Annotated in this window: 13 protein-coding genes; 3 read left to right on the forward strand and 10 right to left on the reverse strand. The window is 39.0% G+C overall.

The window, feature by feature from the left end:
- Positions 1-391 precede the first annotated feature (391 nt).
- Positions 392-1,588: an acetate kinase gene (locus tag VEB00_09015; protein ID HYF83150.1), complete on the reverse strand. Its 1,197-nt coding sequence runs from the start codon at positions 1,586-1,588 to the stop codon at positions 392-394.
- A 211-nt stretch (positions 1,589-1,799) separates the two neighbouring features.
- Between VEB00_09015 and VEB00_09020 the strand changes: the two genes are divergently transcribed.
- Both VEB00_09020 and ylbJ read left to right on the forward strand, forming a co-directional pair.
- Entirely contained in the window at positions 1,800-3,050 is a 1,251-nt protein-coding gene (locus tag VEB00_09020) for a nucleotidyltransferase (protein HYF83151.1), read from the forward strand.
- A 79-nt stretch (positions 3,051-3,129) separates the two neighbouring features.
- Complete coding sequence (gene ylbJ / locus VEB00_09025; GenBank protein HYF83152.1) at positions 3,130-4,338, forward strand: sporulation integral membrane protein YlbJ; 1,209 nt, start codon at positions 3,130-3,132, stop codon at positions 4,336-4,338.
- 23 nt (positions 4,339-4,361) lie between these two features.
- Here ylbJ and VEB00_09030 read toward each other — a convergent pair whose 3' ends face one another.
- The 7 genes from VEB00_09030 to VEB00_09060 form a co-directional block, all read right to left on the reverse strand.
- Entirely contained in the window at positions 4,362-4,898 is a 537-nt protein-coding gene (locus tag VEB00_09030) for an ATPase (protein ID HYF83153.1), read from the reverse strand.
- A gap of 131 nt (positions 4,899-5,029) precedes the next feature.
- Positions 5,030-5,503 (reverse strand): pantetheine-phosphate adenylyltransferase, encoded by a 474-nt coding sequence (coaD, locus tag VEB00_09035; GenBank protein ID HYF83154.1) that lies wholly within the window; start codon positions 5,501-5,503, stop codon positions 5,030-5,032.
- Between the two features lie 2 nt (positions 5,504-5,505).
- Complete coding sequence (gene rsmD, locus VEB00_09040; GenBank protein HYF83155.1) at positions 5,506-6,105, reverse strand: 16S rRNA (guanine(966)-N(2))-methyltransferase RsmD; 600 nt, start codon at positions 6,103-6,105, stop codon at positions 5,506-5,508.
- Positions 6,106-6,503: 398 nt separating this feature from the next.
- A complete protein-coding gene (locus tag VEB00_09045; GenBank protein HYF83156.1) occupies positions 6,504-6,722 on the reverse strand; it encodes an alpha/beta-type small acid-soluble spore protein in 219 nt (72 codons plus the stop codon).
- 239 nt (positions 6,723-6,961) lie between these two features.
- A complete protein-coding gene (gene recG, locus VEB00_09050; GenBank protein HYF83157.1) occupies positions 6,962-9,025 on the reverse strand; it encodes an ATP-dependent DNA helicase RecG in 2,064 nt (687 codons plus the stop codon).
- 17 nt (positions 9,026-9,042) lie between these two features.
- Positions 9,043-10,671 (reverse strand): DAK2 domain-containing protein, encoded by a 1,629-nt coding sequence (locus VEB00_09055; GenBank protein HYF83158.1) that lies wholly within the window; start codon positions 10,669-10,671, stop codon positions 9,043-9,045.
- 169 nt (positions 10,672-10,840) lie between these two features.
- Entirely contained in the window at positions 10,841-11,191 is a 351-nt protein-coding gene (locus VEB00_09060; GenBank protein HYF83159.1) for an Asp23/Gls24 family envelope stress response protein, read from the reverse strand.
- A gap of 523 nt (positions 11,192-11,714) precedes the next feature.
- Between VEB00_09060 and rpmB the strand changes: the two genes are divergently transcribed.
- Positions 11,715-11,906, forward strand: coding sequence for a 50S ribosomal protein L28 (rpmB, locus tag VEB00_09065; protein HYF83160.1), 192 nt, complete (start codon positions 11,715-11,717; stop codon positions 11,904-11,906).
- A 37-nt stretch (positions 11,907-11,943) separates the two neighbouring features.
- Here rpmB and VEB00_09070 read toward each other — a convergent pair whose 3' ends face one another.
- Together VEB00_09070 and VEB00_09075 are read right to left on the reverse strand one after the other, a co-directional pair.
- Positions 11,944-12,096 (reverse strand): hypothetical protein, encoded by a 153-nt coding sequence (locus VEB00_09070; protein ID HYF83161.1) that lies wholly within the window; start codon positions 12,094-12,096, stop codon positions 11,944-11,946.
- A 22-nt stretch (positions 12,097-12,118) separates the two neighbouring features.
- Positions 12,119-12,274, reverse strand: a complete 156-nt coding sequence (locus VEB00_09075; protein ID HYF83162.1) for a hypothetical protein — start codon at positions 12,272-12,274, stop codon at positions 12,119-12,121.
- Positions 12,275-12,305 lie beyond the last annotated feature (31 nt).

Below are 12,305 nucleotides of genomic sequence, written 5' to 3' on the forward strand. Positions count from 1 at the left end.
CGAAAAATAAATGACGCAGCATACTGACAATTTCAAATCATCATAACAGAAATATCCCTGTCATGTGTGTTCCAAATTTCAGTACATTGATAGTTATAATGGTATTGAAAACTTATATATAAATATACGCCAACTTTTTAAGAAATCCTTCAAGAGCAGCAAATTTTTTTCTGATCAATTCAAAAAATATATTCTTCGAAAATATAGGCTTATTATATTTATATACGAATTTCTTTAGTTTAGAAAAGCAAAAAGCAGGTTTCCCTGCTTTTTGCTTTATTTTCCTTTATAACGAGTAGGAAAGTATAAATTTCATTAGTGTTCCACTTTCCGTAAACGAGTTTCAAGAAAGGCTTCCTTAACCGTTAAAATGCTTCAATATAAGCCTTTCTTATTTGTTTATAATCTTTTTTGTATCTCTTGCAATCATAAGCTCCTCATTTGTCGGTACAAGAAGTACTTTTACCTTTGAACCGGCTTTTGACAAGTCTACTTCCTTGCCTCTTACTTTATTCTTCGCTTCATCAAGTTCTATTCCAAGAAAACTCATATCCTTGCATACTGCACTTCTTATAAAGTCTGAATTTTCACCCAGGCCAGCTGTAAATATGATTGCATCTGCACCATTCATTATTGCAGCATATGCACCTATATACTTCTTGACCTTATGAACGTATACATCAAGAGCCAGCTTCGCCTTTTCGTTGCCATTATCCGCAGCTTCTTCCACATCTCTGAAATCGCTGCTTACACCGGATATGCCCAATACACCGGACTTCTTATTTAGCATATCATCAACCTTTGCAACGCTCATGTTTTCTTTTTCTGACAGATATTTTATTATTGCAGGGTCAATATCTCCTGACCTTGTTCCCATTGCAAGACCTTCAAGAGGTGTAAAACCCATGCTGGTCTCTACAGATTTGCCATACTTTACTGCTGCAATGCTAGCACCATTGCCCAGATGGCAGGTTATAAGCTTCAGCTGCTCTAGAGGTTTGCCAAGCATTTCTGCTGCTTTTTCCGAAACATATTTGTGGGATGTTCCGTGGAAGCCATATCTTCTAATTTTATACTTTTCATAGAATTCATAAGGTATAGCATATATGTATGCTTCCTTTGGCATAGTCTGATGGAAGGCTGTATCAAATACTCCCACCATAGGAACATTAGGCATTATATGCCTGCATGCTTCGATACCTATGATATTCGGTGGATTGTGCAATGGAGCTATTTCTATACACTCTTTCAGTGCACCCATTACATCTTCATCCAACATTACTGAATAAGCGAACTTCTCTCCTGCATGAACTACTCTATGTCCTACTGCAGCTACCTCTCCCATATCCTTTATAACACCATAGTTCTTATCTGTTAAAGCATCTACAAGTGTCTGCAGAGCCTCTTTGTGTGTTGGCATAGGTCTTTCTATTGTTATTTTGTCAGAATCCTTAGGTTGGTGCTTTAGAACCGAACCCTCAATTCCTATCCTTTCTGCCAGACCCTTTGCAATAACTTCTTCGTTTTTCATATCAATCAATTGATACTTCAACGATGAGCTGCCGCAATTAATAACCAGAATTTTCATTTAATATGTACCTCCCCGAAAAATAATATGTCCAGTAACCTTTTCTATATAAATAACATTTTTCCTGCTTTTTTTTGCAAAATAATTAACAAAGTATAGTATTCCCTCGAATGAAATCTTAATTATACATATGACTGTGCAAAATATGGTAAAATAGGATGTGAGGTTTCGGGGTTCCGAGGTTTCGGGATTCCGAGGTTGCGAGGTGTTAATGATGAAAACTGTAGGAATAATCTCTGAATACAATCCCTTCCATAATGGTCACAAATACCACCTTCAGGCTGCAAAGGAAGCCTGCGGTGCAGACTATGCCGTCTGCATCATGAGCGGCAGCTTTGTACAAAGGGGAGAGCCTGCCATATTTGACAAATGGTCAAGAGCGCGGATGGCTGTTATGAATGGAGCAGACCTTGTTATTGAGCTGCCCGTGGTGTATGCCTGTCAGCCTGCAGAAATATTTGCTTTAGGCGCAGTAAAGATATTGAACTCCATGGGAGTTATTGATTATATCTGCTTTGGCAGTGAGCTGGGGGATACTGATGCACTCCATGAGTTGGCAAAGCTGCTCCACAATGAACCGGACGCTTTTAAAAAGCTTCTCAAAGCTCAGCTGGATCAAGGTCTCTCATATCCTAAAGCAATATCAAATGCCCTGTCTTCTTATATGGGAGCCGAAGAACAATCAAATACCGATGATATATTGAGAAATCCCAATAATGTATTGGGGATAGAGTATATCAAAGCTCTGATGGCTTTGAGAAGCCGAATAGAACCTGTCGCTGTAAAACGCATTGCAAGCGAACATAATGATACAGGCATTACTGGTAATATTGCAAGTGCTACAGCAGTCAGAAATGAAATAAAAGAGAAGGGCATCTCAGAAAAGGTCAGACTGTCAGTGCCCCAAAATTCAATAGATATAATTGAAGCCAATATTACGTCAAACAGACACCCACTGTACCTGAATGACTTTTCCGATCTATTGCTTTACAGACTCAGGATGATTGAAGAAGCAGAGCTAAGGAAATACCTTAATGTCAGAGAGGGCATTGAATATAGGCTGAAGAAGTATGCACAGACCAGCTCCAACTGTGAAGAATTAATCGAAGCAGTCAGCACAAAGCGTTATACCAGAACATATATACAGCGGCTTCTCTGTCATCTGCTCCTTGATATGCAAAAGAATGACATAGCACTCTTTAAAGATCTGAATTGTCCTTCTTACATAAGAGTGCTTGCTTTTAATGAAAATGGAACTCGTCTAATAAAAGAGATGAAAGACCTATCCACCTATCCGGTTATTACGAAGGTGGCGGATTTCAAATGCCAAGATGAACGGATCACAAGAATGTTCGCTTATGATATATTATCTACTAACATTTACAATCTTGCATATAGAACCCCCGCTTATAAAAAGGGCTCGGAGGATTATCTCACTTCTCCGTATTATTATAAGGGGTAAAGGCCGCCTACCATTCATAATCCCATACTCCACTAAATATAAATATATAGACCATAATATTAATATTTAGAGGTATGTCATGAACAGGAATAATATCTCCACCTTTGTATATTCCATTATTTTCTGCCTTATTGTAGTCTGCATAATCGCATATCCCAGCGAGGCTTTCTCTGCCGCATCTGACGGCCTTAAGCTATGGTTCAATGTAGTCTGCCCTGCTCTTCTCCCGTTCTTTATCTGCGTTGAAATACTAATCGGCTTGGGGATAGTGAGCTTTTTCGGTTCCGCCTTCAAGCCGCTCATGCGACCTGTATTCAAGGTTCCCGGTGAAGGCTCCTTCGGTTTTTTTATGAGCATGTCCTCCGGATATCCTGTTGGTGCCAAGATTACCGCCAAGCTTCGTCAGGAAATGCTTTGTACACCTATTGAGGGGCAAAGGCTTTTGAGTCTATGCAGCACCTCAGGTCCACTTTTCATAATCGGTGCTGTTGCTGCCGGCATTATGAACAACCCCGCCCTTGGCTTCTTTCTTGCAGTTTCGCACTACTTATCAGCAGTAACAATAGGATTTCTAATGAGATATTATGGAAAAGACAAGGCAAACAATAGAAATGACCGTATATCTAATCCGATAGCAGATATGCTGAATTACAGACAGAAGGATGGACGTACTATTGGGGTGCTTATGGGAGACGCAGTAAAAAACGGAGTAAATCTTATACTTATGATTGGCGGGTTTATCATTTTCTTCTCTGTAATAACAAGCATGTTGAAAATATCAGGCTTTTTAAGCTTCTTTTCTATTATGCTGTCAAAGGCAATCCCTTTCGATACTGTTACCCCTGATATTATATCCAGCTTCCTTATAGGCTTCATGGAGGTCACAAATGGGGCCAAGGCATGCTCGGCACTACAAGTACCACTGATATATAAAACTATCATGGTAAGCTTTATGATAGGTTTTGGAGGGCTCTCTGTCAATGCTCAGGTAATGAGCATAGTTGCTGAAACAGATTTAAAATTCGGTATCTATTTTATTTTTAAAATAGTACAGGGTATTATAGCTGCGCTTTACTCATTTATTCTCTTTGCATGGTTTTCTAATCTTCAGGTTTTCAATCTGTATGAGACAGCTAATGCCGGTATGTGGGATACTGTCACAAATTCTAGCTGGATTAATGTTTTTATTGAATCTTCCATTAACATGCTGTTTATATTTGCCTTTATGCTGGTGGTTTTCATTATCAAAAACAAAAAAAGGCTTTTACATCAAAGCCTCTCCAGGTAAATCAATTCGTTCGATATTCCAGCTTAACTCTTGTGGTTCTTAAGCTCGTCTCTATTGCTTCTTATAGTTTCTATAACGCCTGCTGCATGCTTTTCAAGCTCTGCCAGCAGCTCATCTGCATAAGCTTTGGAGCCAAGCCTTATTTTTTTAGCATCAATTTGAGCAGCTATTATTAATTCCTTAGCTTGTTCACTTGCCTTTTTCATTATATCGCTTTCGTCAATGAGCTCCTGAATCTTCCTGTCTGCTTCTCTCCTAAGGATTTCCGCCTCTTTCTCAGCTTCTGCAAGAACCTTTTGGCGTTCGTCCTTAATTTTTAACATCTTTTCTTCGCTTTCCCGTCTTAGGGCTTCTGCCTCTTTCTTTGCTTCAATAAGGATCTTCTGTCTTTCTTCCTTAATCCACTGTGCCTGCTTTATCTCGTCAGGCAGCTTAATTCTTATATCCCTGATAATTTCAAGCAATTCTTCCCTATTTATCATAGTCTTACTTGACAAAGGCAGGTTCGGCGCCTTTTCCAAAATATCCTCAAGTGCGTCAAGTAGCAACATAACCTCCATAATACCAACCTCCCATATATTTCGCGAAAAACATTTTACATTAATAATTCAAGTTTCGCGTAAATGTTTCCTTGATTTTCATTGAATTCGCACTATACCCGATGTAATTCCCTAAGTGCGTTCAATATAGGTTAAATCTTTTTGTATATTTCTTCTTCTATCATTTCTGGTACCAAGCCTCTTATGCAGCCCCCAAGCCGTGCCACTTCCTTTACCAGGCTGGAGCTTAAATATGAGTATTTGCTGCTTGTCATCATAAATACTGTTTCTATCTCCGGATTCAGTTTTTTATTCATAAGAGCCATCTGAAGTTCGTATTCAAAATCCGAAACAGCTCTTAAGCCCTTTACAATTGCATTGGCATTCTTGCTCTTGGCATATTCTATCAACAGTCCTGAAAAACTGTCAATTTCAAGATTTTCAATGGAGCTGCAGGTTTTTTTTATTATTTCCACTCTTTCTTCCACCGAAAAAAGTGGTTTTTTATTTGGATTATTCGACACTGCAACTATAACCTTGTCAAAAAGCTTCGCTGATCTTTGGATTATATCAATATGCCCATTGGTAGCAGGATCAAAGCTTCCAGGGCAAATTGCAATTTTCAAGCTTACTCCTCCTTCTGCTGCGTTTGCATATTAATTGCATAGAACGATAGTGTTGTATTCCCATATTTCTTACTGCAGTACATATTTAGCTTGCCCAGGCTTGATGGCATCTCATCCCTTGAATCATGCTCTACAATAATCGAACCAGCTTGCGCAAGTATATTATGCTTATCTATCTCCTCTAAAGCATTCTGCGCCAATCCGACGCTATACGGAGGATCAATGAATATTATGTCAAACTTCTTATTGTGCATGTAAAGCTTGCTTATTCCTGTGGAATAGTCCGTATTGAAGACTTCCACGTTATCATTTATATTTAAGTGCTCCAGGTTTCCCTTCAGCACCTTTATGCTTTTTATGTCAGTATCTATAAAGACCACATGCCCTGCTCCGCGGCTCAACGCTTCTATACCTATGCCCCCGGTGCCTCCGAACAAATCCAGAAAAACACTGTCAATTACAGTATCCCCAAGTATATTAAACAAGGATCCTTTGACTTTATCCGAGGTAGGTCTTATATCCATTCCCTCTATGCGGTCAAGTCGTCTTCCTCTAAACTCTCCTGCAATAACTCGCAAAGGACTAACCTCCTTTTTTCCAATTACATTTTAACATAAATACTATTATTATACAAAAATATATTTATATTTTATCGAATTTTGGAGTTTTTAGCAATGTCTCCGCTCCAATATCCAATCTAGTATCAAAACAGCTAGGCTGGATATCTGCCTAATACAATATTAGAATTTTAGTGTGATTTGTGTGAATAAAAAAAATCATATTGAACACCATATATCTTAGGGATGTTAGTTAATTGTGGGTTTGAGACTTTGTCTCACATTCAACTATATTTCCCCATAGAGCTCTTCCTTCAATTTCTCCTCTCCCGATACTGGTGTCAATCGCTTTAGCATTAGGCTAATATGTGTATTGTCACCAGTATTTTTTATTAGTTTTAAAAAAAGGGCGTTGACCTTGTCGGCCAACGCCTTTTATTGCCTTATCTTCTTCCTGACATGCTTCTTTCTGCTGTTTCAATCATTCTTCTTACCATTTCTCCGCCAACCTTGCCGCACTCCCAGGATGTTTTATCTCCATTATAGCCAGTAAGATCTGTTCCTAATTCAGTTGCAATCTGATCCCTGAAAGTCCTTAAAGCAGCTTTTGCCTCTGGTACCAGATTCCTGTTTGATGAACCTGATGTAGTATTTCTTTGCATATGTAGCACCTCCTGTTTGTTTTTGCTTAGTATAAACCACATTGGTCCAATCAATTTAAGTCCTGTATGCATGATGCAATAAAAGGATTTTATGTGATTTATGTACTATTAATTTACTCTATTTGTGATTTTTTAAACTCTGTAATTTATGTTAACGAAGGAAAAAATGTAACACAAATCCTAACATATGCAAAGGCTGTTTTCAAATACCTCGCACCTTGAACCCCGTACCAATTAATCTAATTCAAGGTTATCTCATCCAATATTTTCTGGAACCTGTTGTCCAGTATGGCTTTCATCCTCTTGTATTCATCATCTGAAAGCTTATCCTTTTCATATATGTATTCTACCGCATTTCTAGAAAGCTTAAGAAGTTCAACATCACGGAATATATCAGCCAGCTTAAAGCCAGGCAGTCCATGCTGTCTTTGCCCTAATATTTCACCGCTTCCCCTAAACTCAAGGTCTTTTTCAGCTACCTCAAACCCATTTTCAGTTTTCGTCATGTACTTAAGTCGTTCCCGTGCTGCCTCACTTTTGGTATCAGATATTAGTATGCAGTAAGACTGGTGCCCGCCTCTGCCTACCCTGCCCCTCAACTGATGCAGCTGCGCCATGCCGAATCGGTCGGCATCCTCTATCACCATTATGGTTGCATTGGGGATATTCACTCCTACTTCTATTACTGTAGTAGAAACAAGTATTTGTGTCTCCTTTTCCCTGAAGCTTCCCATTACCTCATTCTTTTCATCAGCCTTCATTTTTCCATGAAGCAGACCCACTCTATAATTCTTAAAAAACTTTTCTTTTATCTCCTCGCTGTATTCCACAGCTGAGTTTAGCTCCAGCTTCTCAGATTCCTCTACAAGGGGGCATACGAAATATGCTTGCCTTCCAGAATCAAGCTCCTTTTTGACAAAATTCATAAGCCTTTCCTTCTTGGCAGAATCTATGAAAAATGTGTCCACCTTTTTTCTTCCCGGAGGCATTTCATCAATAATCGATACATCAAGGTCTCCATATACAATAAGCGATAGTGTCCTTGGTATTGGAGTCGCCGTCATTACCAGCATATCAGGGTTGTCTCCCTTTGTGGAAAGCACCGCCCTTTGCCTTACTCCGAACCTGTGCTGTTCATCGGTTATGACAAGCCCAAGCTTTTTGAAACTCACACTATTTTGTATGAGCGCATGAGTACCTACCACTATGTCTATATCTCCCAACTGCAAAGCAGTCAACACGCTTTCTTTTTCCTTTGCATTCATGCTTCCCTTAAGAAGTCCGATGGTTATGCCAGTATCCTTGAAAAGCTGGGCAAGAGTCAGCATGTGCTGCTCAGCAAGGATTTCAGTAGGTACCATCATTATACCCTGATATCCGCTCCTTACACATTTGAAGAGCGCAAGAGCGGCAACTGCTGTCTTTCCTGACCCTACATCACCCTGTACCAGCCTGTTCATGACATTTGAACTTTCCATATCCTTGCTCACTTCTTCAAATACCCTCAGCTGCGCTGAAGTAAGCTTGAAAGGCAGCTTTGAAATAAACTGCTGTATTTCATCTGTTTTATCAAAGCTTATTCCTGTCTTCCCCTCGTTGCTAATCTTTTTTATATGTATCAGGCCGGACTGCAGCATAAAGAACTCTTCAAAAATAAGTCTTCTTCGTGCCATCTCCAGCTTATCTAGAGTTTCGGGGAAATGGATGTTATTAATACAGAAGTTTATTTCAGCCATCCCATACTTTTTCCGGAGCTCCTCGGGAAATACATCTGTAAGCTTTTCATTTATTTGCTGCAATGAAGAATATAATGCTTTCCTGATGTCCTTCTGAGACAGGCCTTCTGTAAGTGAATAGTATGGAGCTATCCTCATCAGATTTACACTGCCCCCGACCGTCACCCTCTCATATTCCGGTGTTTCCATGACCAAGTCCTTGCCTATACGTTTGACTTTACCGTGAAGCAGGACTTCGTCGCCCTCTTTAAAGGTATTTTTGACGTACCTGTTGTTAAACCACACCACATTCAACTTTCCTGTGTCATCAAATACCGAAAGCTTTGTAATTATAATCCCGCTCTTTGCCCTGCCTTCCTGAGCCTTCCCTGAAGTTTTCACTCTGACTGTATAGCTTTCCTCAGGCTGCAAATCCTTAATATTTGTCGTCTGGCTCTTATCCTTATATCCTCTTGGGTAGTATTCAAGCAAATCCTCTATAGTGTTTAGGCCAAGCTTATTGAAAAGCTTGGCCTTTACTGGTCCTATTCCCTTTATATTTTTTATGGAAACGTCCAAATAACTCATTTGTAAACCTCGAAATTTTATTCTACTGAGAGTATATAGTAGTACAGCGGCTGCCCGCCGAAGTGCAGCTCTATTTCGCAGTCCTTATAATACTCACCGATTTCTTCTGCCAGTTTCTGCGCTTCCTCTTCAGCCACATCATTGCCATAATATATCGATATCAATGATGAATCTTCATCAATCATTTCTTTTAGTATTTTTTTACTTACTTCCAGAGTGTCTTTGCCTACGCCTTTTATTTTTCCTTCGACCATGCCAAGTATATTGCCTTCTTCTATGTTTATGCCATCATAGTTGGAATTCCTTACTGCGTAGGTTACAAGTCCAGACCGAACACTTGATATGGCTTTTTCAATCTTCTTGGTGTTTTCCTCAATACTCTTGTCATAGTCAAGTGCCATAAGTGCAGATATTCCCTGTGGAATGGTCTTTGTAGGAGCAACCACAACGTTTTTCTCTGCCAGGGACTTGGCTTGGTTGGCAGCAAGTATGATATTGCTATTGTTAGGGAATATGTATACCGTCTCTGCATTTACTTTATTCACACTGTTCAATATATCCTCAGTACTTGGGTTCATGGTTTGTCCACCCTCTATTATCTCACTTGCTCCCAAGTCCTTGAATATGTCTGAAATCCCATCTCCCATTGCAACGGTTACTGCCCCATACTTTTCCTTAGTTTCAGGAGCTTCCTTGATTACTTCTCTTGAGGCTTTATATTCCTCTTCTTTAAACAGCAGCTCTCTGTGCTGCTCCCTCATATTATCAATCTTTATCTTTGAAAGCTCACCGTAGACTAGTGCCAGCTCCAACACCTTACCTGGGTTGTTGGTATGTATGTGCACCTTTAAGAGATTTTCATCCCCTGCTACTACCAATGAATCTCCAAGAGGTGCAACCTCGTCTCTATACGCTTCCAGATTGACATCTTTGCCTTTTATAAAGAACTCAGTGCAATATCCAAAATTTATTTCCTCTGCTTTAAATACCGGCCTTATTGCTTCGTAATCCTTCTGTTCTATTTCAGCAATCTGCTTCAATTCAAGCAGTTCGCCTGTTTTCAATGCATGATACATGCCTTCAAAAATATATATAAGTCCTTTTCCTCCTGCATCAACTACCCCTGCATTCTTTAGTACAGGAAGCAACTCAGGAGTTTTGTCCAGTACTTGGTTTGCCTTGCTTATGATTTCAGCCAAAAATAATTCTGTATCCTTGAAATTGTCGGAAATCTTCACAGCATGCTCCGCAGTCTCTCGAATAACTGTGAGTATAGTACCCTCAGTGGGTTTCATTATTGCTTTGTAGGCAGTGTTGGAGCCTTCCATAAGTGCGTTTGCCAGAGCTTTTGAATCTACACTGCTTTGATTTTTTAAAGCCTTTGCAAAGCCTCTCCAAATCTGTGAAAGTATGACTCCGGAATTTCCCCTCGCGCCCATCAACGATCCGTTGGAAACAGCATCAGCTATCGTGTGGACTTCATTGTCCTTAGCTGTTTTAACTTCCCTTACAGCAGACTGCATTGTAAGAGACATATTCGTACCTGTATCACCATCAGGTACAGGAAATACATTTAAGGCATTTACAGGTCCTTTATTATTTTCCAGATTGTTTGCACCGGATATTATCATATTCTTAAGTTGCATACCATCAATATTTTGTGTTGACAAGATCTGAACCTCCCTATTCAAATTCGAGCCGACGAATTTGCGCGCCGATTTTGGTCACGCCTGCGTGACAATTACCTTTACAAAATCGTGTGCATCCGCGGTCGGTTTATCATATTAAGCAGAGTATTCTGCGCGATATGATAACCTATACTCTGACGCCCTGTACATTGATATTGACTTTCTTTACCTTAAGACCAGTCAGATTTTCCACAGTATATTTTACCTTACTGATTATGTTATCTGCAACAGTTGATATTTTCGTACCAAATTCCACAACTATATATAAATCTATGCTTATTTCTTCACCTTCTGCAGCAACTTTCACGCCCTTAGCAAGGTTGTCTCTTTTCAGAAGCTCAACCAAACCGTCTTTTGCATTCTTACTGGCCATTCCGACCAATCCGTAGCATTCAGTAGTTGCAAGTCCCGAAATGCTAGCCAAAACATCTTCCGATATATTGATCTCACCATACTGAGTTCTGTATTTGGCAGACATGCGATCTCCTCCCGCTTTTTATTTATAACGCACAGGAAAGTATAGATTTCATTAATTTACCACTTTCCGTAAGTGCATTTTATAAAAGGCTCCCTTAATTTATTATTTGAAGCCTTTTATATATTTTATATTATATGTTTATATAGTTCAACAAATAATATAATAAACATTAGATATCCATACGTTTTGCGAAAAAAAACATGTGCTTTTCATTAAGATTTCACAGTATAATCAATGTATATACATTGATGCTTTCAATATAGTAAATAATACTATAAATTAGGTAGTAAAGTAAAGTACTAAAGGACTTGTCCGAATATGATTCATACTTTGAATTTAAAATATAAAATGGTTTTCACAAAATGTATGGTTGCCATTTATATAACATTATGTTAAAATATTATTGTTTTTATGAAATTAAAAATACTATAAAAATGCTTGAAAATAAATGACAGAACGAATTATACTAAGGTTAAATTTGTCATGTGTAATTTGAGGCTCATTTCCGAAGGAGGTGTATTTCATGGCAAGGCATTGCGAAGTTTGCGAAAAAGGTATGATTACTGGAAACAAGGTAAGTCACTCTAACAGACATACTCGTAGAATCTGGCTGCCGAACATCAGGACTGTGAGAGCTATTGTAAACGGCACTCCACAGAAATTGCATGTATGCACTAGGTGCTTAAGATCAGGTAAAGTACAGAGAGCGGTGTAATTAAAGGCGCGGAAACGCGCTTTTTATCTTTTTTGTATTACCATCTAATGAGAAACGCTCCAATGCATATTAGGCATATTGCCGAAAACATCACCCATCCAATTGTTGGGACCATAACAGCAAAGAGTATTCCCAAGCCTATGCAGAAAGCTAAAAATCCAATCAGTCTTTTCTTTCTCAAAAAACTCATAAAGCAACCTCCCCCCTATATGCTATATAAAGAAACAGTTGTACAGCAGGTATCCAATCATTGCGATAGCTGCCACAACTACAAAATACCATAGGAACATAGGTATGAACCTGGAAATCAGGAAAACAGAAAGAATGATACATAAGCAGCCAGCATATCTCTTATAAGTATATCTCATCATTAATCCCCCTAGCTTTGCTTTCGCAAAA

Source organism: Clostridia bacterium (assembly GCA_035628995.1).
Lineage (GTDB): Bacteria > Bacillota > Clostridia > Lutisporales > Lutisporaceae > BRH-c25.

Excerpts from the sequence above, each read along its gene's own strand:
- VEB00_09015 (HYF83150.1), bottom strand. The coding sequence starts at position 1,588 with ATGAAAATTCTGGTTATTAATTGCGGCAGCTCATCGTTGAAGTATCAA.
- VEB00_09020 (HYF83151.1), top strand. The coding sequence starts at position 1,800 with ATGATGAAAACTGTAGGAATAATCTCTGAATACAATCCCTTCCATAAT.
- ylbJ (HYF83152.1), top strand. The coding sequence starts at position 3,130 with ATGAACAGGAATAATATCTCCACCTTTGTATATTCCATTATTTTCTGC.
- VEB00_09030 (HYF83153.1), bottom strand. The coding sequence starts at position 4,898 with ATGGAGGTTATGTTGCTACTTGACGCACTTGAGGATATTTTGGAAAAG.
- VEB00_09045 (HYF83156.1), bottom strand. The coding sequence starts at position 6,722 with ATGCAAAGAAATACTACATCAGGTTCATCAAACAGGAATCTGGTACCA.
- recG (HYF83157.1), bottom strand. The coding sequence starts at position 9,025 with ATGAGTTATTTGGACGTTTCCATAAAAAATATAAAGGGAATAGGACCA.
- VEB00_09055 (HYF83158.1), bottom strand. The coding sequence starts at position 10,671 with ATGCAACTTAAGAATATGATAATATCCGGTGCAAACAATCTGGAAAAT.
- VEB00_09060 (HYF83159.1), bottom strand. The coding sequence starts at position 11,191 with ATGTCTGCCAAATACAGAACTCAGTATGGTGAGATCAATATATCGGAA.
- rpmB (HYF83160.1), top strand. The coding sequence starts at position 11,715 with ATGGCAAGGCATTGCGAAGTTTGCGAAAAAGGTATGATTACTGGAAAC.
- VEB00_09070 (HYF83161.1), bottom strand. The coding sequence starts at position 12,096 with ATGAGTTTTTTGAGAAAGAAAAGACTGATTGGATTTTTAGCTTTCTGC.
- VEB00_09075 (HYF83162.1), bottom strand. The coding sequence starts at position 12,274 with ATGAGATATACTTATAAGAGATATGCTGGCTGCTTATGTATCATTCTT.